The 20,471-nt window shown below is 60.8% G+C and carries 18 protein-coding genes; 7 read left to right on the forward strand and 11 right to left on the reverse strand.

Annotated features, from left to right (window positions below; translation table 11 throughout):
• Nucleotides 1-43 precede the first annotated feature (43 nt).
• Entirely contained in the window at nt 44-1,585 is a 1,542-nt protein-coding gene (locus C4J92_RS04285) for an alkaline phosphatase (protein WP_124403061.1), read from the forward strand.
• Nucleotides 1,586-1,718: 133 nt separating this feature from the next.
• On the opposite strand, the gene C4J92_RS04290 is transcribed toward C4J92_RS04285, so the two are convergent.
• Nucleotides 1,719-4,244, reverse strand: a complete 2,526-nt coding sequence (locus C4J92_RS04290) for a sulfite reductase flavoprotein subunit alpha (protein ID WP_124403062.1) — start codon at nt 4,242-4,244, stop codon at nt 1,719-1,721.
• A 135-nt stretch (nt 4,245-4,379) separates the two neighbouring features.
• A complete protein-coding gene (locus C4J92_RS04295) occupies nt 4,380-6,665 on the reverse strand; it encodes a TonB-dependent siderophore receptor (RefSeq protein ID WP_124403063.1) in 2,286 nt (761 codons plus the stop codon).
• Nucleotides 6,666-6,870: 205 nt separating this feature from the next.
• Here C4J92_RS04295 and C4J92_RS04300 point away from each other — a divergent pair, with 205 nt between their 5' ends.
• The 4 genes from C4J92_RS04300 to C4J92_RS04315 all read left to right on the forward strand — a co-directional run bounded on the left by C4J92_RS04300 (nt 6,871) and on the right by C4J92_RS04315 (nt 9,130).
• Nucleotides 6,871-7,551, forward strand: a complete 681-nt coding sequence (locus C4J92_RS04300) for a Fe2+-dependent dioxygenase (RefSeq protein ID WP_124403064.1) — start codon at nt 6,871-6,873, stop codon at nt 7,549-7,551.
• A 1-nt stretch (nt 7,552) separates the two neighbouring features.
• On the forward strand, nt 7,553-8,302 hold the full coding sequence (locus tag C4J92_RS04305) for a tetratricopeptide repeat protein (RefSeq protein WP_124403065.1): 750 nt from the start codon (nt 7,553-7,555) through the stop codon (nt 8,300-8,302).
• A 188-nt stretch (nt 8,303-8,490) separates the two neighbouring features.
• Nucleotides 8,491-8,673 carry a type II toxin-antitoxin system HicA family toxin gene (locus tag C4J92_RS04310; protein WP_124369634.1) on the forward strand — a complete coding sequence of 61 codons (183 nt, stop codon included), beginning with the start codon at nt 8,491-8,493 and terminating at the stop codon, nt 8,671-8,673.
• Nucleotides 8,674-8,728: 55 nt separating this feature from the next.
• Nucleotides 8,729-9,130, forward strand: coding sequence for a type II toxin-antitoxin system HicB family antitoxin (locus C4J92_RS04315; RefSeq protein ID WP_124403066.1), 402 nt, complete (start codon nt 8,729-8,731; stop codon nt 9,128-9,130).
• A gap of 75 nt (nt 9,131-9,205) precedes the next feature.
• On the opposite strand, the gene C4J92_RS04320 is transcribed toward C4J92_RS04315, so the two are convergent.
• The 5 genes from C4J92_RS04320 to C4J92_RS04340 all read right to left on the reverse strand — a co-directional run bounded on the left by C4J92_RS04320 (nt 9,206) and on the right by C4J92_RS04340 (nt 14,296).
• Nucleotides 9,206-10,369, reverse strand: coding sequence for a type III PLP-dependent enzyme (locus C4J92_RS04320; RefSeq protein ID WP_124361263.1), 1,164 nt, complete (start codon nt 10,367-10,369; stop codon nt 9,206-9,208).
• A gap of 474 nt (nt 10,370-10,843) precedes the next feature.
• Complete coding sequence (locus C4J92_RS04325) at nt 10,844-12,001, reverse strand: betaine/proline/choline family ABC transporter ATP-binding protein (protein ID WP_003171711.1); 1,158 nt, start codon at nt 11,999-12,001, stop codon at nt 10,844-10,846.
• Nucleotides 11,998-12,651, reverse strand: a complete 654-nt coding sequence (locus tag C4J92_RS04330; protein WP_124361264.1) for an ABC transporter permease — start codon at nt 12,649-12,651, stop codon at nt 11,998-12,000. The genes C4J92_RS04325 and C4J92_RS04330 overlap by 4 nt, the downstream gene beginning before the upstream one ends.
• An 11-nt stretch (nt 12,652-12,662) precedes the next feature.
• Entirely contained in the window at nt 12,663-13,559 is an 897-nt protein-coding gene (locus C4J92_RS04335) for a glycine betaine ABC transporter substrate-binding protein (protein WP_124403067.1), read from the reverse strand.
• A 20-nt stretch (nt 13,560-13,579) separates the two neighbouring features.
• The gene (locus tag C4J92_RS04340; RefSeq protein ID WP_124365807.1) at nt 13,580-14,296 is read right to left on the reverse strand and encodes an ABC transporter permease; all 717 of its coding nucleotides are present in this window, start codon (nt 14,294-14,296) and stop codon (nt 13,580-13,582) included.
• A gap of 332 nt (nt 14,297-14,628) precedes the next feature.
• On the opposite strand from C4J92_RS04340, the gene C4J92_RS04345 reads away from it, so the two are divergent.
• Together C4J92_RS04345 and C4J92_RS04350 are read left to right on the forward strand one after the other, a co-directional pair.
• Complete coding sequence (locus tag C4J92_RS04345; protein WP_110622073.1) at nt 14,629-16,212, forward strand: peptide chain release factor 3; 1,584 nt, start codon at nt 14,629-14,631, stop codon at nt 16,210-16,212.
• A 296-nt stretch (nt 16,213-16,508) separates the two neighbouring features.
• A complete protein-coding gene (locus C4J92_RS04350; RefSeq protein ID WP_124403068.1) occupies nt 16,509-16,754 on the forward strand; it encodes a hypothetical protein in 246 nt (81 codons plus the stop codon).
• A gap of 94 nt (nt 16,755-16,848) precedes the next feature.
• On the opposite strand, the gene C4J92_RS04355 is transcribed toward C4J92_RS04350, so the two are convergent.
• The 4 genes from C4J92_RS04355 to C4J92_RS04370 all read right to left on the reverse strand — a co-directional run bounded on the left by C4J92_RS04355 (nt 16,849) and on the right by C4J92_RS04370 (nt 20,471).
• On the reverse strand, nt 16,849-17,208 hold the full coding sequence (locus tag C4J92_RS04355) for a hypothetical protein (protein ID WP_124369639.1): 360 nt from the start codon (nt 17,206-17,208) through the stop codon (nt 16,849-16,851).
• A gap of 401 nt (nt 17,209-17,609) precedes the next feature.
• The gene (locus C4J92_RS04360) at nt 17,610-18,581 is read right to left on the reverse strand and encodes a peptide ABC transporter ATP-binding protein (protein ID WP_124361269.1); all 972 of its coding nucleotides are present in this window, start codon (nt 18,579-18,581) and stop codon (nt 17,610-17,612) included.
• Nucleotides 18,581-19,549, reverse strand: a complete 969-nt coding sequence (locus C4J92_RS04365; protein ID WP_124361270.1) for an ABC transporter ATP-binding protein — start codon at nt 19,547-19,549, stop codon at nt 18,581-18,583. Before C4J92_RS04365 ends, C4J92_RS04360 begins: the two co-directional genes overlap by 1 nt.
• Nucleotides 19,550-19,559: 10 nt before the next feature.
• Complete coding sequence (locus C4J92_RS04370; RefSeq protein ID WP_057724524.1) at nt 19,560-20,471, reverse strand: ABC transporter permease subunit; 912 nt, start codon at nt 20,469-20,471, stop codon at nt 19,560-19,562.

The raw sequence follows: 20,471 nt of genomic DNA on the forward strand, positions 1-20,471 counted from the left end.
CGCCTGCTTAAGTTGGCCTTTTGATACTCAAGAGGGCACCCGCATGAGCCACTTCGATCTCGGCCGTCGCCGCGTGATGCAAGCTGTCGGCGCCGGCCTGTTGTTGCCGGGCCTGGCGCCGGCGGTAATTGCGTCGGTAAAGGACCGTCCGCTGCTCACCGATGGCGTGCAGTCCGGTGACCTGCTGGGCGACCGCGCGATGATCTGGAGCCGCAGCGACCGCCCCGCGCGGATGGTGGTGGAGTGGGACACCCGCAGTGTGTTCAGCAACCCACGCCGGTTCGTCTCGCCCCTGGCCGATAACCGCAGCGATTTTACGGCCCGCGTTGAACTCACCGGGCTGCCCGCCGATCAGGCGATTTTCTACCGCGTGCATTTCGAAGACGCCCAGACCGGCATTGCCAGCGAGCCGTGGTTCGGCCACTTGCGCAGCGTGCCGCAACAGCGTCGCGACATCCGCTTTGTGTGGAGCGGCGACACCGTCGGCCAGGGTTTCGGTATCAACCCGGACATCGGCGGCATGCGCATCTACGAAGCCATGCGCCTGCGCCTGCCGGACTTCTTTATCCACAGCGGCGACACCATCTACGCCGACGGCCCGGTGCCGGCGCAACTGGCCACTGAGGGCGGGCGCATCTGGCGCAATATCACCACCGAAGCCAAGAGCAAGGTTGCCGAAACCCTCGAAGAATATCGCGGCAATTACCGCTACAACTTGATGGATGAAAACGTGCGGCGCTTCAATGCCGAGGTGCCGCAGATCTGGCAGTGGGACGACCACGAAGTGATCAACAACTGGTCATCAAGCAAGCAGTTGGACGAGCGCTACCAGACCCGCGACATCAATACCCTGGTCGGCCGCGCGCGCCAGGCCTGGCTGGAATATTCACCGATGCGCCGACAAAGCGCCGACGGCGGCGGGCGGATTTATCGCAAGCTCAGCTATGGGCCGCTGCTGGATGTGTTCGTGCTGGACATGCGCAGCTATCGCGGCCCCAACGACGACAACCTGGGCGGCGCAAAACCCTTCCTGGGGCGCGAACAGTTGGACTGGCTCAAGCGCGAACTCAAGGCCTCCCAGGCGCAGTGGAAAGTGGTCGCGGCCGACATGCCCATCGGCCTCGGTGTGCCGGACGGTGAGGTCAGCCCTGGCGTGCCGCGCTGGGAAGCGATCGCCAACGGTGATCCCGGCCCGGCCCAGGGGCGTGAGCTGGAAATTGCCGAGCTGCTGGGCTTCCTGCGCGCACACCAGGTGCGTAACCACGTATGGCTGACCGCTGACGTGCACTATTGCGCCGCGCATCACTACCACCCGGATCGGGCGGCGTTCCAGGATTTCGAACCGTTCTGGGAGTTCGTCGCAGGGCCGCTGAATGCAGGCAGCTTCGGGCCGAATCCGTTGGACAAGACCTTTGGGCCAGAGGTGGTGTTCGAGAAGGCACCGCCTGCGCAAAACACCTCGCCGTTTGCCGGGTTTCAGTTTTTTGGCGAGGTGCAGATTGATGGGCAGACGGCGGAGTTGACGGTGATTTTGCGCGATCTCGATGGCGTCTCGGTGTTTGAGCAAAAACTGCAACCCGTCTGACCTGGAACGCGGTAAAAACTGTGGGTGGGGGCTTGCTCCCGATAGCGATGGATCAGCCAGCCTATTTTTAGCTGGTCCACCGCCATCGGGAGCAAGCCCCCTCCCACATTTGATCTTCAGTGTCTGTGAGGGATCAGTACACATCCCGGCGATAGCGGCCTTGCTCGATCAAGCGCTCCACCGTTTCACTGCCGAGGATATCCACCAGCGCCTGATCCACCCCCGTCGCCATCCCCTGCAAGCTGCCGCACACATAAATCGCTGCGCCCTCGGCCAGCCATTTGCGCAACACGTCTGCCGATTCACGCAGGCGATCCTGCACGTAGATTTTCTCCTCCTGGTCCCGCGAGAACGCCAGGTCCAGCAGGGCCAGATCACCACTGGCCAGCCAGCCTTGCAGTTCTGCCTGGCACAGGTAGTCGTGGGCGATATGGCGTTCGCCGAACAGCAGCCAGTTACGCTGCTGACCGTCGGCGATGCGCGCCTTGAGCAAGCTGCGCAAGCCGGCCAGGCCCGTGCCGTTGCCCAGCAGGATCAGCGGCACCGCTGCTTCGGGCAGATGGAAGCCGCTGTTGCGGCGCAGGCGCAGGCTGATGCCCGCGCCAATGGCGGCGTGTTCAGTCAGCCAGCCGGAACCCAGGCCCAGGCTGCCATCCGGGTGGCGTTCCTGGCGCACGATCAGCTCCAGCACACCGTCGCTGGCAATCGAGGCGATCGAGTATTCACGCAGGCCCAGCGGTATCAGCGCATCGACCAGTGTCTGGGCATGCAGGCCGACCAGATGGGTGCGGTTATCCGGCAATTGGCGCGTGGCCAGGGCCTGGTTGAGCGTTTGCGCCAGGCCCTCAATCAACACGCCCTCGCTGCCGGCCAGGCCCAGCCCTGCCAGGAAGTGCTCAACGGCTCGCGGGCTATTGCGCGGCAGGATTTCCACCAGGTCACCGGCCTGCCAACTGAGGGGCGAGGGCGGTGTGAGGCCGAGCAGGTAGACGGGCGCGCCGACGCTGCCAGGGTTGAGCAGGGTGCGTTGGCGCAGAGTCCAGTGTTCGAACTGGGCGGTCTGCCAGGCCGCTGCCGGCGTGTGGCCGGTGAGCTGGCCGAGCTGCTGTTGCCAGGTCAGCAAGGCCTCGGTATCGCCGCTGTCGACTTCCACCGGCGCAAACAGCGGATTGCCGCCCTGGTGGGTCAGCCAGAAATGCAGGCGCCGGGCAAAGCCGCAAAAGTGCTCGTACTGCCGGTCACCCAGGGCCAATACCGAGTAGTTCAAGCCCTTGAGGGACACGTCCTGGCCGAGCACGCTGCGTTCGAAGCCACGGGCGCTGTCGGGGGCTTCGCCGTCGCCGAATGTGCTGACCACGAACAAGGCATTTTCCGACTGGCTCAGGTCGTGCTGGCTAAGCGTGCCCAAGGGCTGCACCTTCACCGGCAGACCTGCCGCCTGCAATTGCCCGGCCGTCTGCCAGGCCAATTGTTCGGCGAAACCGCTCTGGCTGGCGAAGCCGATCAACCAGGCCGGGGCATCGCTGGAGTGGGCGTCAAGACCCTTGCGTGCGTCCCTTACCTGGCGTTTTTTTCGGCGCCGGTCTAGGTACAGCAACCAGCCGGTAACGAAGAACAGCGGCATGCACAACGCGCTCAGGGTGAGCACGATCCGTCCTGCCAGGCCCCAATAGCTGCCGGTGTGCAGGGCATAGACGCTGGTCAACAACTGCGACTTATAGCTTTTGCTGGCGTAACGCTCATGGGATTTGACCTCGCCGGTGGCCGGGTCCAGGTTGATCTGGTTCAGTGCACGGTCATGGGGTGAGTCTTCCAGCAGGTAATACACGGTGGCCGGTTGCCCGGCGACGGCCGGCAGACGGATGTTGTAGGCGCTCAAGCCAGGCCCCGCGTTGCTGTAGATGCTGCTCCAGATGGCTTCATAGTTGGCCACGGGCGCAGGGCCAGCGGGTGGCGGGCCGCGCTTGAGCGTGCGCTCGTTCTGCGGCGCGTCGGACAGCAGTTGGGTCACGCCACGGTTGTACCAGTCGTACGACCAATACAGCCCGGTCAGTGCCGCCAGCAGATAAAACAGCAGGCACCAGGTGCCGAACACCGAGTGCAGGTCCCAATTGAAGCTGCGGCCCTTTTTACGCCAGTCCAGGATCAACCACACACGCCAGTTCTTCACCTGGCGCGGCCAGCGCAGGTACAGGCCGGAGAGGCAGAAGAACAGCAGGATCAGGGTGCAGGCGCCAGTGATCGTGCGCCCGATGTCGCCTATCGCCAGGAAGCGGTGCAACTGCAGGATGAAGCCGAATACATCCTGGCCTACGGCGTCGCCCAGGTAGTTGCCGGTATACGGGTCGAAGTAGCGTAGCGGGCCCCGGCGCTCGCCCGGTGGCGGGGTGAAGGACACGCGCCCGGCATTGCCGCTGTCGCGTTCCACCCAGAGCATCGCCACGGTGTTGCCTTCGGTGGCTTCCAGTTTGCGCACCAGTTCGGCGGGCGGCAGCACCCCGGCTTCGCGTTTTTCAACATGCAAGACGTGCGGGTTCAGCGCCCGCAGTATTTCATCCTGGAAGGAGTACGCAGCCCCGGTGATCCCCATCAAGGCCAGCACCAGCCCGGCAGTGATGCCGAAGAACCAGTGCAACTGGAACAGGGTTTTCTTCAACACGTCGGACCGCCTCGCTCAACTGGTTATGAATGTCACGGCGCGCATTATGCCGTGGCTTATCGAGAAATATTCTGTTTAGCATGCAAAAGCCCCACGCATCCGATGCGTGGGGCTCAAGTCGTGGCGCGCTTGCGCTTAGAAGTGGAAGCTGGTGGTCAGCAACGCCGTACGACCGGCCGCCTGGTTGGCGAAGTGCGAGGCGTAAGCCTTGTCGTAATAGGTTTTGTCGGTCAGGTTCTGCACGTTCAATTGCAGGTCGACGTTTTTAGTCAACTTGTAGCTGGCCATGGCGTCGTAGCGGGTGTAAGACGGCACGTACACGGTGTTGCCCGCATCGCCGTAAACCTCGTCGACATAGAAGGCGCCGCCGCCGACGGTCAGCTTGGGCGTGATGTCGTAGGTGGTCCACAGACTGAACGAGTTCTTCGGCGTGTTGGGCATCTGGTTACCGGTGTTGGAACCGGCGCTCACCACGCCGTTACGCCCGTTGAGGCCGGACTTGACCAGTTCGCTGTCCAGGTAGGTGTACCCGGCGAACACTTGCCAGTGCTCGGTCAGCTTGCCGCTGGCGGACAACTCGACGCCGTCGACTCGTGATTCGCCGGCGTTCTCGTAGGTGAGGGCATCAACCAGGACGCGGGTGTTTTTCTTCTCGGTACGGAACACGGCGGCGGTCAGGGACAGGCGGTCGTGGAACAAATCCCACTTGGTGCCCAGCTCGTAGTTGACCGTCTCTTCCGGCTGCAGGTCGCTGATGGCGGCACCGGCTGACAGCGGGTTGCCATCGGCGCCTTCACCCACCAGGCCACCGGCCGGCGTGGCCGACGTCGCGTAGGAAGCGTAGATACTGCCATTGTCCAGCGGCTTCCACACCAGGCCCGCCTGCCAGTTGAAGAACTGGCTGTCATCCTTGATTTTGCTGCGCCCGGTGGTGGCGTTGGTGTTGGCTTCGGTATCGAACGTGTCGTAGCGCAGGCCGACGTTCAGCAGCCATTTCGGATCCAGTTCGATGGTGTCGAACACGTAGGCGGCGCGGCTGGTGGCCTTGGTGTTGGTGCCGTTGTAGTTGCGCGCGACGCTGCCGTTCCAGGCATCGTCCGGGTTCGGGTTGCTCAGCGAGGTGCACTGGCCACCCAGGCTGCCTTTGGCCACGGTGCACACCGGGTTGGCGTTGGGGCTGACGGTGTAGCCGCTGACACGGGTTTCTTCACCGGTGAATTCCAGGCCGGTGGAGTAGGTGTTCTTGAAGCCCAGCGCCTGGAAGCTGCCGAACAGGTCGGTCTGGTTGGTGGTTGTGGTGGTGGTGGACACGCGGCTGTTGGCCCGGCGCCAGACAGTGCCGAACTTGTTGACGTTGAGCTTGCTGTCATCCGGCTGGGTGAGCACATAGTCCTGGCCGGTGCTGCCGTGGCGCAGGGTGTTCTTCAGCGTCATGTTGTCGTTCAGGTCATGCTCGATGGAGAACGTGCTGATGTCGGCGCGGGTCTTGCGGAAGTCGCGGCTCTTCAAACCATAGAAATTGTTGCTGTCGCCACCGTCGTCGGGTTTGTCATGCCCGTGGGCGGTGGCGGTCGACGAACCGTAGCCATACGGCATTCCCGAATCCGGCAGGTCGTCGCTTTCCATGTGGTAGTAGCTGAGGTTGACGCGGGTCGGTGTGCCCAGGCCAAAGGTCAGCGAAGGCGCCACACCCCAGCGGTCGTAATTGATCGCGTCGCGACCGGCCACGTTTTGTTCATGGCTCATCAGGTTCAGGCGAAATGCCGCGCTGTCGTCGAGGAACTGGCGGTTCACGTCGAGCACGTAGCGGCGGGTCTGGTCGGAACCGTAGGTGAAGCCGCCGTTGGTGAAGTCCCGCGCTTGTGGGGTTTTGCTCACCAGGTTGAGGCTGCCACCGGCTGAGCCGCGACCGCCGAAGGACGAGTTGGGGCCCTTGCTGACTTCGATCGATTCAATGTCGAAGATCTCCCGGCTCTGGCCGCCGGTATCGCGCACGCCGTCCAGGTAGGTGTCGCCTTGGGCGTCGAAACCACGGATGAACGGACGGTCGCCCTGGGGGTTGCCGCCTTCACCGGCGCCGAAGGTAATCCCCGGTACCGTGCGCAGGGCGTCCTGCAGCGAAGTGGCGGCGGTGTCTTTGAGCACTTGCTGCGGGACGACGGTGACCGAGCGCGGTGTGTCTACCAGCGGTGCGGTGTATTTCTGCGAAGCGGCTTTTTCTACCTGATAGGAAGGGGTGACCTGCTCCTGACCGGTAATGTTGGTGGCGCCGAGGGAGATAGGGTTGCGCTCGCCTTGTTGTTCGGTGTTCTCAGCCGCCTGTGCCAGGTGGGCAGCAGAGCTGGCGCTGAGGGCTACGCCGATGGCCGAAGCCAGCATGCGTGGTGAACTGGCGGTGGTTGTTGGTGTGATGCGCGACATGACGTGTCCTTTCCCCAAGGATGTGAGGTCGCGGAATATAGGGCTAACAAGACTTTCTATCAATTGCGATACATTGCTATTCGCATCTAATTTACATTCTTTACACTTTTTGCTTACGGTTTTTACAGTCTCGTTCGTCTCGACGTTTTACACAGAGGATAAGAATCAATACCATTGGCACCCCTCTGATCGCAGGTATTGCCCCATGTTGCTGCATATTCCCGGCCTGTTCTCGCGCGAGGAAGTGCAGCGCATTCGCCAAGCTCTGGAAGCGGCCGAATGGGCCGACGGCAAAGTCACCGCCGGCCATCAATCCGCCAAGGCCAAGCACAACCTGCAATTGCCCGAAGGCCACCCGTTGGCCAAGGAAATCGGCGCGGCGATGCTGGAACGCTTGTGGAGCAACCCGCTGTTTATGTCAGCGGCGTTACCGCACAAGGTGTTTCCGCCGTTGCTCAACTGTTACACCGCCGGTGGCAGTTTCGACTTCCATATCGACAACGCCGTGCGCCAACCCAAAGGCAGCCACGAGCGCGTGCGCACCGATCTGTCGTCCACGCTGTTCTTCAGCGACCCCGACGAATACGACGGCGGCGAACTGGAAATCCAGGACACCTTCGGCCTGCAGCGCGTCAAGCTTCCCGCCGGCGATATGGTGCTGTACCCCGGCTCCAGCCTGCACAAGGTCAACGCGGTGACACGCGGCGCGCGCTACGCCTCGTTTTTCTGGACCCAGAGCCTGGTGCGCGAAGACAGCCAGCGCACCCTGCTGTTCGAAATGGACGGCGCCATCCAGCAACTGAGCTGCGACGTGCCCGATCACCCGGCGCTGATCCAGCTCACCGGCACCTATCACAACCTGCTGCGTCGCTGGGTCGAGGTCTGAGATGGGCTTTTTATTGCGTCGCCAGGAAGTGCTCAACGTCGAGCAGTTGCAATCGATGCTCGATGATTCCCCGGTGCGCGCGGCCCAGGCGATCCTGATCGCGGCCAGGGAAGGCGTGGTCGATGCCCAGGCCTTGCTCGGGCAAATCCTGCTGGAAGGGCGTGGCATCGCACGGGATGAAGCACTGGCGTTGCGCTGGTTCCGGATTGCCGCCCAGGGCGGGCATTTGATGGCGCGCAATATGATTGGGCGGTGTCTGGAGCATGGTTGGGGTTGCACGGTGGATGAGGCGGCGGCTGCGCGTGAATACCGGTTGGCAGCAGAGGCCGGGTTGGATTGGGGGCAGTACAACTATGCCAACCTATTGGCGACCGGCCGTGGCGTTGTGCGAGATCAGGCCCAAGCGCTGATGCTTTATCGCCAGGCGGCAGAGCAGGGCCATGCCAAGTCGATGAACCTGGTGGGGCGTTATCTGGAAGACGGACAGTATTGCCCGAGGGATTTTGAAACGGCCGTTGAGTGGTACCGGCGTTCAGCCGAAGCCGGGGATTTTCGTGGGCAGTTCAGTTATGCGGCGGTGTTGGCGGATAGTGGCCGAATCGAAGCGGCACTGGAGTGGTTGCACAAGGCGCTGGCAGGCGGGAATCTCAAGTTCTTGCGGATAGCACACCAGACGCTGGCAGCGGCCAACCATCCACAGATTCGCGCGATGGCTGAAGCCTTTCGGCACCGGGCTGCCGATCTCTCTTAGCTCATCTGAGCCAGACCGGGGCACAAAAACTGACACTTGATCGGTGGCGAAAATAGCTCGCACATCGTCATCATCCCGTCACATACGCCCGCTTGAAGGTTAAGCGGGCTTTTTCATTGGTGTGACTCGTGTGTATAAAAAAGCGCATTGCTGACTGGCGTGTGTAATATACACACCAGGGTGAGGCGATGAGAAGTCGAGAGGTGATTGAGCTACTGGTAGCGGACGGTTGGTTTGAGGTGGCGGTGAAGGGTAGTCATCACCAATTCAAACATCCAGTGAAGCGAGGGCGGGTGACGGTCCCTCATCCCAAGTCAGAACTTGCAAAGGGCACTCTGCATAGTATTTTCAGATCGGCAGGCCTGAAATGATGGCCCCGATTGATGAGTTGAATGAGTTCCCAGGCGCTCATTCAGAGGAGGAACAATGAAATTTCCCGTGGTAGTCCATAAAGATGCTGATTCGGATTACAGCGTGACGGTTCCGGATATTCCGGGATGTTTCTCGGCCGGAGGATCTTTTTCCGAAGCGCTGGACAATGTGCGTGAGGCGATAGCGCTGCATCTGGAAGGATTGGTTGCCGATCAGGAAGCGCTCCCCCAGGCGCTGGAGGTCGATGCACATTTGGATAATCCGGATTTTGTCGGCGGTGTATGGGCGATAGTCGACTTTGATCTCACGCCTTATCTGGGCAAGTCAGTCCGTTTCAACGCTTCCTTGCCGGAACAGTTGCTGTTGCGCATTGACGAGCGGGTGCTGAAGGATCATCGGTATGCGTCGCGGTCAGGTTTTCTGGCGACGGCAGCGCTGCGTGAGCTATCTGCCTGACGCAATGCGCGAAACTCCACCTGACAGCCATAAAAAAACCCATGACACGTCATGGGTTTTTTATACGCAGCGTGCTTACACGTAAAACGACTTCAACGGTGGAAACCCATTGAACTCAACTGCGCTGTAGCTGGTGGTATAGGCACCGGTCGACAGCCAGTACATGCGGTCACCAATGGCCAGGTTCAGCGGCAGGCCGTACTTGTAGTTTTCGTACATGATGTCGGCGCTGTCGCAGGTCGGGCCGGCGATGACCACTTCTTCCATCTCGCCTTTCTTCTCGGTCCAGATCGGGAACTTGATGGCTTCGTCCATGGTTTCGATCAGGCCGGAGAATTTGCCCACGTCCGTGTACACCCAACGCTCGACAGCGGTGCGCGATTTACGCGCCACCAGCACCACTTCGCTGACCAGGATGCCGGCGTTGGCGATCAACGAGCGGCCGGGCTCGAGGATGATTTCCGGCAGCTCATCACCAAAGTCTTCCTTGAGGAAACGGATGATTTCCTCGGCGTAGGTTTCCAGGCTGTTGGTGCGCGTGATGTAGTTGGCCGGGAAGCCGCCGCCCATGTTGATCAGCTTCAGATGAATGCCGTCTTCTTCCTTCAAGCGTTCGAAGATCACTTTGACCTTGGCGATCGCCGCATCCCATACGCTGATGTCGCGCTGCTGCGAGCCGACGTGGAACGAGATGCCGTAAGGCACCAGGCCCAGGTCGCGGGCGAGGATCAGCAGGTCCATGGCCATGTCGGTCTGGCAGCCGAACTTGCGCGACAACGGCCAGTCAGCCGTGGTCGAGCCTTCGGTGAGGATACGCACATAGACTTTCGAGCCCGGCGCGGCCTTGGCGATGTTGCGCAGGTCGGCTTCGGAGTCGGTGGAGAACAGGCGCACGCCTTTCTCATAGAAGTAGCGGATGTCCTTGGACTTCTTGATGGTGTTGCCGTAGCTGATACGGTCGGCGCTGACGCCGCGGTCCATGACCTTGTCCAGCTCGTAGATCGACGCGATATCGAAGCTCGAACCCTTGTCTTTCAACAGGTCGATGATCTCGACAGCCGGGTTGGCCTTGACCGCGTAATACACCTTGGCGAATTCGAAACCGGCGCGCAGGTCATCGTAGGCCTGGCTGATCATCGCGGTGTCGATCACCACGAACGGGGTTTCTTGCTTGTCGGCGAACGCCTTCATTTTGTCAAACGTGGCGCGCGCGAAATAGTCTTCGACGTTGATCGACATGCTGGGAACTCCTAAGGGCAAACTGTAGTAATCAATGGGTGCAACTGAACGTCCTCCGTATCCCCACTTTGGTTCGCCTACTTCCCAAGGCATGTCGCCGAAAGCAAAAAGGCCATGGGATACGCTTCCCTTGGCCTTGCTGTCTCGTCGTCAGTACTTGAGCCGGATGGATCGTTTCCAGCATGGACGTTCGGCGCGAACTTTAGGGCTTGATGGGCGTGGGATCAACTAAAAATGTCGCGTTTTTGCACGCGTTCGTCGCGCGACCCCGTGCAGCTACTATGTAACCGACCGGTGTGACGGATTGATGTTCCCCGGATGGGTTAAATCCACGGTATTTCCCTGACACACCAGAGAGCAAAATGTGGGAGGGGGCTTGCTCCCGATGGCGGTGGGTCAGTCACATCACCAGTCACTGAAACACTGCTATCGGGAGCAAGCCCCCTCCCACATTTTTAACTGTGTTGTGCCAGGTCAGGCCAGTGCGGTCTCAGCAGGCGAAACAATGCTGGTCTTGCCCCCGCGCGACTTACCGGAACTCAGGTATTCGGCAATCGACTCCTGCGTCACCTCGCCCAGGAACACCCGCTCGGCATCCATCACCGGCAACCACGAACGGTTGAACTCGTACATCCGCGACAGCAGGATGCGCAAGTGCTCGTCATACGCGGCGGTGGCGTTGAATTCGCGCAGGTACTGGCCGCAGGTACCGGTCTGACGGTGCAGGTCGCGACGGCGTACATAGCCCAGCGCCTTATTCTCGGCGCAGGTGACCACCACATAGCGGCGGTCGTGCTCGTCCATCAGCTCCAGTGCGTCGGCCACCGGCGTTTCCGGGCTCACCGACGGCGCGTTGTCCGCTGCATCTTCGGCCTTCACCAGCAGCAGGCGCTTGAGGGTGCTGTCCTGGCCGACGAAATTGCTCACGAACTCGTCCGCCGGGTGCGCCAGCAGCGTATCGGGATGGTCGATCTGCAACAGCTTGCCGGCGCGGAAGATCGCAATCTTGTCCCCCAGCTTGATGGCCTCGTCGATGTCGTGGCTGACCATGATCACGGTCTTGTTCAGCGCGCGTTGCATCTCGAAGAACTCGTTCTGGATCATCTCGCGGTTGATCGGGTCGACCGCGCCGAACGGTTCATCCATCAGCAACAACGGTGCATCCGCCGCCAGGGCGCGGATAACGCCGATGCGCTGTTGCTGCCCGCCCGACAATTCACGCGGATAGCGGTGCAGGTACTGCTTGGGCTCCAGCTTGATCATGCTCATCAGTTCGCGGGCGCGGTCGTGGCATTTCTGTTTGTCCCAGCCGAGCAGCTTGGGCACCACCACGATGTTTTCTTCGATGGTCATGTTCGGGAACAGGCCGATCTGCTGGATCACGTAGCCGATATTGCGCCGCAGGGTCACTTCATCGAGGTCGGTGGTGTCTTCGCCGTTGATCAGGATCTTGCCCGAGGTGGGCTTGATCAGGCGGTTGATCATTTTCAGCGTGGTGCTCTTGCCACAGCCCGAAGGGCCGAGGAACACACAAATTTCGCCTTCGTTGACGGTCAGGCTTACATCGTTGACGGCGGTGACAGTCTTGCCGTTGCTTTGAAAAGTCTTGGACAGGTTTTGAAGTTCGATCATTTGAGCAATCCTTTTGGAGTCAGCGAGCGTTGCAGCCATTGCAAGAGCAGGTCGGCGAAGATGGCCAGGAGACTGACCAGCACGGCGCCGACGATCAGCATCGACATGTCGCTGCGGCTGATGGAAGCCAGAATAAGTACACCCAGACCGCCGGCACCGATGGTGGCGGCGATGGTCATCACGCCGATGTTCATCACCACGGCGGTGCGCACACCGGCGAGGATCACCGGCACGGCAATCGGCAGTTCGACCATGCGCAGGCGCTGGGCGAAGGTCATGCCGATGCCTTTGGCGGCCTCGCGAATGCCCGGTTCGACACCGGTGAGCGCCAGGTAGGTGTTACGCATAATTGGCAACAGGGAGTAGAGGAACACGGCGGTGATCGCCGGCATCGGCCCCAGGCCCTGGCCGAACTTGGAGTAGAACGGCAGCAGCAGGCCGAACAGCGCGATGGACGGTACGGTCAGCAGCACCGTGGCGCTGGCCTGCAGCGGCCCGGCCAGGGTCGGGAAGCGCGTCATCAGGATGCCCAGGGGCACGCCGATCAAGATCGCGAGGACAACCGCGACGCCGACCAGGGTGATGTGCTGCCAGGTCAGTTGCAGGACTTGGGCCCAATCAAGATGGGAAAAGGCGTTGAGAAATTCCATGTCTTTTCCTCTTATTGATTGATCGGATGCTGGCGCAGGAAATCTGCGGCAACAGCGGACGGGCTTTCATGATCGACGTCGACCCGCGCATTCAGCTGGCGCATGGTTGCGTCATCGAACAGAGCGGCCAGTGGCTTGAGCTCGGCCGCCAGTTGCGGGTGCTGGTCGAGGTATTCCTGGCGGATCACCGGGGCGGCGGTGTAGTCCGGGAAGTAGTGCTTGTCGTCTTCCAGCAGCTTGAGTTTGAAGGCATTCAGGCGACCGTCGGTGGTGTAGACCAGACCGGCAAACACCTGGCCATTGCGCAACGCGGTGTAGACCAGGCCTGCGTCCATCTGCCGGGTGTTTTTGCGCGTTAGGTTCATGTCGTACAGCTTGACCATGCCGGCCAGGCCGTCGGAGCGGTTGGCGAACTCGGTGTCCAGGGCGACCAGGCGGTGTTCCCGGGTGTCTGCGGCCATGGCGCGGGTGAGGTCACTGATGCTGTTGATTTCGGGATGTTCCTTGGCGACTTTCTCCGGCAACGCCAGGGCGTAGGTGTTGCTGAAGCGCGACGGCGAGAGCCAGACCAGGCCTTTTTTCGCGTCGAGTTCCTTCACGCGAGCGTAGGACTGTGCGCTGTCGAGTTTCTCGTCGATGTGGTTGTACGCCACCAGCGACACGCCGGTGTATTCCCAGATCAGGTCCAGCTGCCCGCTTTCCTGGGCGCTGCGCGCCAGGTTACTGCCCAGGCCGCCGGTCACGCGGGCGTCGTAGCCCTTGGTGCGCAGGTACTGGGAGGTGATTTCGGCGAGCAGGGTCTGTTCGGTGAACACCCGTGCGCCGATGCGGATTACCGGTTTTTCAGCGGCTTGCGCAAAACCTGCAAACAGCAGGACGCAGCTCAATATCAAGGTCAGTTTTTTCATGTGATTTCCTTTGCCAAGCCTTAAGACGGACGCAACCCGCGTTCCAGCCAGAGGCGGCTGGCCATGGTCACCAGGCCATCGAGCAGCAATGCCAGCAGTGCGGTGCATGCGGCACCGAGCAGCAGTTGCGGCTGGTTGTTCAGGGCGATGCCGGGGAAGATCAGGCTGCCCAGGCTGTTGGCGCCGATCAGGAACGCCAGCGGTGCGGTGCCGACGTTGATCGCCAGGGCCACACGCACGCCACCGATGATGATCGGCACGGCGTTGGGCAACTCCACGCGAAACAGCACCTGGCGTGGCGTCATGCCGATGCCGGTGGCGGCTTCTTTCAGCGAGCCTTGAACGTTTTTGAGGCCTTCGTACGTGTTGCGCACGATGGGCAGGAGGGAGGCGAGGAACAGCGCGAAGATCGCCGGGCCGCTGCCGATGCCGAGGACGCCGAGGGCGATGGCCAGTACGGCCAGGGGAGGGACGGTGTTGCCGATGTTGAAGATCTGCATGAAGCGTTCTGCACGCCCGACCATATTCGGTCGGCTGAGCAGGATGCCGGCGGGGAGGCCCACAATCAGGGCGGCCAGCATGGAAACTAAAACCAGAATCAGATGAGCTTGCAGGTAAAACAACAAATCGTCGCGGTACAGTTCGATCGTGTTGATGCCGATCCAGTGGACCAGCAGGGCCAGGAGCGCGACGACAACCGCACCTCCTATCAGCCCTTTGCCATAGCGAATAGCCACAGGCGGACTCCTTTTTTTCTTTTGTCGGCGAACACATTCTCCGGTGGCAATGCCATGGCTGGCTGCCTCTGAATGAGTTCGCGAAAAGCAGCTCGCCGATACTGGCAACGCAGTATGCGATCGAGCCATGAGCGCAGCCTCGTCAGGCTAACTTGCTGATTTTTCAGCCCCTGTTCCGAGTGCGATAGCAGGGGAGTGGACGTCTCTACCTTTTAAAAGGTTCCACACTTGGGAGCATTTAGCCACCCCCAATGGGCTCAACGGTGGTCTGTAACCCTGGGTTTGCGCTATACTCGCCGCCCTTTTTTGACTCACCTGCCAGGCGATTTCCCATGACCCACCAGGCCGCCGAAGTCGCGAAACGCCGCACTTTCGCTATTATTTCCCACCCCGATGCCGGTAAAACCACCATCACCGAAAAGCTCCTGCTGATGGGCAAGGCAATCGCGGTGGCCGGCACGGTGAAATCCCGCAAATCCGACCGCCATGCGACATCCGACTGGATGGAGATGGAGAAGCAACGGGGTATTTCCATTACCACGTCGGTCATGCAGTTCCCGTATCGCGACCACATGGTCAACCTGCTCGACACCCCGGGCCACGAAGACTTCTCCGAAGACACCTACCGCACCCTCACTGCGGTGGACTCGGCGCTGATGGTCCTCGACGGCGGTAAAGGCGTCGAGCCACGCACCATCGCGTTGATGGATGTGTGCCGTTTGCGCGACACGCCGATTGTCAGCTTCATCAACAAACTCGACCGCGATATCCGTGACCCCATCGAGCTGCTGGATGAAATCGAAGCCGTCCTGAAGATCAAGGCCGCGCCGATCACCTGGCCGATTGGTTGCTACCGCGACTTCAAGGGCGTGTACCACCTGGCCGACGACTACATCATTGTCTACACCGCCGGCCATGGTCATGAGCGCACCGATGTGAAAATCATCGAAAAGCTCGACTCCGACGAAGCCCGCGCCCACCTGGGCGACGAGTACGACCGCTTTGTCGACCAGCTCGAACTGGTACAGGGCGCCTGCCATGAGTTCAACCAGCAGGAGTTCCTCGACGGTCAACTGACCCCGGTGTTCTTCGGCACCGCCCTGGGCAACTTCGGCGTCGACCACGTCCTCGACGCCGTCGTGAACTGGGCGCCAAAGCCCCTTGCCCGTGTCGCCAACGAGCGCACCGTTGAACCGGTGGAAGAAAAATTCACCGGCTTCGTGTTCAAGATCCAGGCGAACATGGACCCCAAGCACCGCGACCGCATCGCCTTCATGCGTATCTGCTCCGGCCGCTACGAAAAAGGCATGAAGATGCGCCACGTGCGCACCGGCAAGGACGTGCGCATCGGCGACGCCCTGACGTTCTTCTCCTCCGAGCGTGAACAGCTCGAAGAAGCCTACGCCGGCGACATCATCGGCCTGCACAACCACGGCACCATCCAGATCGGCGACACCTTCACTGAGGGTGAAGTGCTGGGCTTTACCGGTATCCCGCACTTCGCCCCGGAACTGTTCCGCCGCGTACGCCTGCGCGATCCGCTGAAATCCAAGCAACTGCGCCAGGGTTTGCAACAGTTGGCCGAAGAAGGCGCCACCCAGGTGTTCTTCCCCGAGCGCAGCAACGACATCATCCTCGGCGCCGTCGGTGTGCTGCAGTTCGATGTGGTGGCCAGCCGCTTGAAAGAGGAATACAAGGTCGAGTGCTCCTACGAGCCGATCACCGTGTACTCCGCGCGCTGGATCGATTGCAGCGATAAGAAGAAGTTGGAAGAGTTTTCCAACAAAGCGGTGGAAAACCTGGCGATCGACGGCGGCGGTCACCTGACTTACCTGGCGCCGACACGGGTCAACCTGGCGCTGATGGAAGAGCGCTGGCCGGATGTGAAATTCCGGGCGACTCGCGAGCACCATTAAGGGCTGAGCGGTAAAGAACAGGGCGAAGCTGTGATGGCTTCGCCCTTTTTTATGCCTGCTGCAAAGCCAAAATGTGGGAGGGGGCACACTGTAGGAGCGAGCTTGCTCGCGAAAAACGTCCAGGCAACGCGTTCATTCTGGATAAACGCGGGGGCCCTGAGTTCTTCGCGAGCAAGCTCGCTCCTACAGTATTGAGGGCTTGCCCCCTCCCGCATTTGGATCTTCATAACGCCATGAATTGGCGAGAACCCGGCTTCGGGTCTAGCGTTTACCCACCGACTGTAAAGGAGACTACCGTGCGAAATGCTCAACGTGTCATCCCTTTGGTGTTGCTGGCCATCCTGGGAGTGACGGCCTTTCCGGCGTTGGCCGACGCCGGGGCGCCCCAGTGGAAAGACACCGGCCCGGTCACCAAGAAAAAGCAGAACGAGGTCAACTCGGGCAGTTGGAAACCGCAGCCCCAGCCCACAGACGTCAGGGATCCGGAAAACCCCATCAATGAAGGGGAAGACAGTGTGACCTTCGACGACGGCGAAACCTGATGCCCCTGAGGGTGACCGCGATTCCTGATGAGGCATACAAAGGGCGAAGCTGTCATGGCTTCGCCCTTTTTTGTATTTAGGAAATGACGGTTAGTTACGGGTGGTTTTGCCCCACTCGCAACAGTTTCAATGCCAGTTGGGTGCCCGCCTGGATGTATTCAACTTGTGCATACATCGCATCTTTTACATAGGCTTCCCCCAAGTCTGTAACTTCCTGCGATGCAGCATACTCTGCACTCAGGTACAGCAAATGCATGGAGATATCCATCGAGTTCTGAAACGATTTAAGCGTATTGTTTGGCCCTAATTCGTCAATGACCTTCTGCCAGCGAAGGTCGGCTTCGGCTTGGAGAGTCTTGTATTCAGCCATTGAAACCTCATCATCGGCATAGATGTCGTTAAGAAGGGTTTCCAGGGATTTGGAGATAGAGCATTTTTCGCGGATGACAGTCATGAGATAGCCCGTTTGTTAATGATGAGAGTCGGGTATTCTTAATCAGGCTTTATGGAATTAGAAGCGCATTATCTTTGTTTTTTAGTTGCTGTTACATATTTAAGAAGTTTTCTTTCTGCCTTGAAGTTAGAGCGTGGAAGTCGTGTGGGAAGTTTGTAATTGTTTGGGTGGAAAACTACCGCGACGATTCGGACGAAGGCGACAGCCAGACAGAGGCCGTGCGCAAAAAGAAGCCCCTCCCGCCCGGCTGATGCGCAACCTGACGGGAAGGGCTGTAGAACTCAGACTTTGATCGTTCCCACGCTCCGCGTGGGAATGCATCCCTGACGCTCCGCGTCACCTCAACGGCGGGACGCGGAGCGTCCTAGGCGGCATTCCCACGCGGAGCGTGGGAACGATCGTCAGGCCACGAACTGCTCCGCATAGTGGCAAGCCACCTGGCGATTATCCAACGGCCGCAACAGCGGCTCCTCGGTGCTGCAGCGTGCCGTCGCGTACGGGCAGCGCTTGTGGAACGCGCAACCTGACGGCGGGTTCAGCGGGTTGGGCAGCTCGCCGACGATCTTGATCTTCGGCTTGTTCGGGTCCGGGTGGATGGTCGGCGTCGCCGACAGCAGCGCCTGGGTGTACGGGTGCAGGGGGCGGGCGTAGATGTCTTCCTTGGGGCCCACTTCCACCGGGCGGCCGAGGTACATCACCATCACGTCATCGGCAACGTGCTGCACCACCGCGAGGTTGTGGGAGATGAACACGTAGGCCGTGTTGAATTCCTGCTGCAGGTCCATGAACAGGTTGAGCACCTGGGCCTGGATCGACACGTCCAGTGCCGAGGTTGGTTCATCCGCCACCAGCACTTTGGGCTGCAGCATCATCGCCCGGGCCAGGGCTATACGCTGGCGCTGGCCACCGGAGAACATGTGCGGGTAGCGCTGATAATGCTCAGGGCGCAGGCCCACTTGCTTCATCATCGCCTGCACTTTTTCGCGGCGTTCGGCGGCGGACAGGTTGGTGTTGATCAGCAGCGGTTCGCCAAGCTGATCACCGACCTTCTGCCGTGGGTTCAACGAGGCGTACGGGCTCTGGAACACCATCTGCACGTCTTTGCGCAATTGCTTGCGCTGGGCCTTGTCGGCGCCGGCCACTTCCTGGCCGGCGATTTTAAGGGAGCCGGATGACGGCTCTTCGATCAGCGTGAGGGCGCGGGCCAGGGTGGACTTGCCGCAACCCGACTCGCCCACGACGGCGAGGGTCTTGCCGGCTTCCAGTTCGAAAGACACACCATTGAGGGCACGCACCGTAGCGTGGCCCTTGAACAGGCCACGGGACACTTCGTAGTGACGGGTCAGGTCGCGGGCGGTAAGAACGACGGCCATTACGCCACCTCCTGGTTCAAGGGGTAGAAGCAGCGCGCAAGGCTGTTGGTTTTCGGGTCGAGCGCAGGGCGCTCGGTACGGCAGTTCTCACGCACATACGGGCAGCGCGGCGACAGCAGGCAACCTTGCGGACGGTCGTAACGGCCGGGCACGATACCCGGCAGCGTGGCCAGGCGTGTGGCGCCCAGGCTGTGCTCGGGGATCGCCTTGAGCAGCGCTTCGCTGTAAGGGTGCGCTGGAATGTCGAACAGTTGCGGGACCTGGCCGACTTCAACGGCCTGGCCGGCATACATCACGCACACGCGCTGGGCGGTTTCAGCCACCACCGCGAGGTCGTGAGTGATCAGCACCAGGCCCATGTTCTGCTCTTTTTGCAGGGCCAGCAGCAGGTCCATGATCTGCGCTTGAATGGTGACGTCCAACGCGGTGGTCGGTTCGTCGGCGATCAGCAGTTTCGGCTCGCCGGCAATCGCCATGGCGATTGCCACGCGCTGACTCATACCGCCGGACAGCTGGTGCGGGTAGGCATCCATACGGCTGGAAGCGCCAGGGATCTCCACTTTTTCCAACAGTTCGATGGCGCGCTTGCGCGCTTGCTTGCCGGACATTTTCAGGTGCAGGCGCAGCACTTCTTCAATCTGGAAGCCCACGGTGTAGCTGGGGTTCAGCGCGGTCATCGGGTCCTGGAACACCATCGCCAGGTCTTTGCCGACGATCTGGCGACGCTGGCGGTTGCTCAGCTTGAGCATGTCCTTGCCGTCGAAGTTCAGGGCATCGGCGGTGACGATGCCGGGGTGCTCGATCAGGCCCATCAGCGCCATCATGGTCACGGATTTACCCGAGCCCGACTCGCCAACGATGGCCAGGACTTCGCCTTTGTCGACGGTAATGTCGAGGCCATCGACCACTGGCACGGCGGTCTCGTCGCCGAAGCGAACGTTGAGATTCTTGATTTCTAACAGTGACATGGGAATCTCCTCAGGCGGCGTTCTTGAGTTTCGGGTCCAGCGCGTCGCGCAGGCCGTCACCCATCAAGTTGATTGCCAGCACGCTGAGCAAAATGGTCAAGCCCGGCAAGCTCACGACCCACCAGGCGCGTTCGATATAGTCGCGGGCCGATGCCAGCATGGTGCCCCACTCCGGCGTTGGCGGTTGTACGCCAAGGCCGAGGAAGCCCAGGGCGGCGGCATCGAGGATCGCCGACGAGAAACTCAAGGTGGCCTGCACGATCAGTGGCGCCATGCAGTTGGGCAGCACGGTGATAAACATCAGGCGGGGCAGGCCGGCACCGGCCAGGCGCGCGGCGGTCACGTAGTCGCGGTTCAGTTCGCCCATCACCGCGGCGCGGGTCAGACGCACGTAGGACGGCAGCGACACAATGGCGATGGCGATCACGGTGTTGATCAGGCCAGGGCCGAGGATGGCGACAATCGCCACGGCCAGCAGCAGCGACGGCAGGGCCAGCATGATATCCATCAAGCGCATGATGGTCGGGCCCAGCAGGCGCGGGAAGAACCCGGCGAACAGGCCGAGCAGGATGCCCGGAATCAGCGACATCACCACGGAGGACAAGCCGATCAACAGCGACAGGCGCGAACCCTGGATCAGGCGCGAGAGCAAATCCCGGCCCAGTTCATCGGTGCCCAGCAGGAACTGGATCTGCCCGCCTTCCAGCCATGATGGCGGGGTGAGCAGGAAGTCGCGGTATTGCTCGCTCGGGTTATGCGGTGCAACCCAAGGGGCGAAGATCGCGCAGAACACGATCAGCAACATGAACAGCAGGCCGGCAACCGCGCCTTTGTTCTTGGAGAAGGCTTGCCAGAATTCTTTGTACGGAGACGGGTACAGCAGGCTCTGATCGACTGCTGACACTGGAGTAGAGGTAGTCAT

The sequence above is a fragment of the Pseudomonas sp. R3-18-08 genome, assembly GCF_003852065.1.
Lineage (GTDB): Bacteria > Pseudomonadota > Gammaproteobacteria > Pseudomonadales > Pseudomonadaceae > Aquipseudomonas.

Bases quoted from the DNA above. Each gene is read 5' to 3' on its own strand.
- C4J92_RS04285 (WP_124403061.1), top strand. From the start codon at position 44: ATGAGCCACTTCGATCTCGGCCGTCGCCGCGTGATGCAAGCTGTCGGC.
- C4J92_RS04295 (WP_124403063.1), bottom strand. From the start codon at position 6,665: ATGTCGCGCATCACACCAACAACCACCGCCAGTTCACCACGCATGCTG.
- C4J92_RS04300 (WP_124403064.1), top strand. From the start codon at position 6,871: ATGTTGCTGCATATTCCCGGCCTGTTCTCGCGCGAGGAAGTGCAGCGC.
- C4J92_RS04305 (WP_124403065.1), top strand. From the start codon at position 7,553: ATGGGCTTTTTATTGCGTCGCCAGGAAGTGCTCAACGTCGAGCAGTTG.
- C4J92_RS04310 (WP_124369634.1), top strand. From the start codon at position 8,491: ATGAGAAGTCGAGAGGTGATTGAGCTACTGGTAGCGGACGGTTGGTTT.
- C4J92_RS04315 (WP_124403066.1), top strand. From the start codon at position 8,729: ATGAAATTTCCCGTGGTAGTCCATAAAGATGCTGATTCGGATTACAGC.
- C4J92_RS04320 (WP_124361263.1), bottom strand. From the start codon at position 10,369: ATGTCGATCAACGTCGAAGACTATTTCGCGCGCGCCACGTTTGACAAA.
- C4J92_RS04325 (WP_003171711.1), bottom strand. From the start codon at position 12,001: ATGATCGAACTTCAAAACCTGTCCAAGACTTTTCAAAGCAACGGCAAG.
- C4J92_RS04330 (WP_124361264.1), bottom strand. From the start codon at position 12,651: ATGGAATTTCTCAACGCCTTTTCCCATCTTGATTGGGCCCAAGTCCTG.
- C4J92_RS04335 (WP_124403067.1), bottom strand. From the start codon at position 13,559: ATGAAAAAACTGACCTTGATATTGAGCTGCGTCCTGCTGTTTGCAGGT.
- C4J92_RS04345 (WP_110622073.1), top strand. From the start codon at position 14,629: ATGACCCACCAGGCCGCCGAAGTCGCGAAACGCCGCACTTTCGCTATT.
- C4J92_RS04355 (WP_124369639.1), bottom strand. From the start codon at position 17,208: ATGACTGTCATCCGCGAAAAATGCTCTATCTCCAAATCCCTGGAAACC.
- C4J92_RS04360 (WP_124361269.1), bottom strand. From the start codon at position 18,581: ATGGCCGTCGTTCTTACCGCCCGCGACCTGACCCGTCACTACGAAGTG.
- C4J92_RS04365 (WP_124361270.1), bottom strand. From the start codon at position 19,549: ATGTCACTGTTAGAAATCAAGAATCTCAACGTTCGCTTCGGCGACGAG.
- C4J92_RS04370 (WP_057724524.1), bottom strand. From the start codon at position 20,471: ATGACTACCTCTACTCCAGTGTCAGCAGTCGATCAGAGCCTGCTGTAC.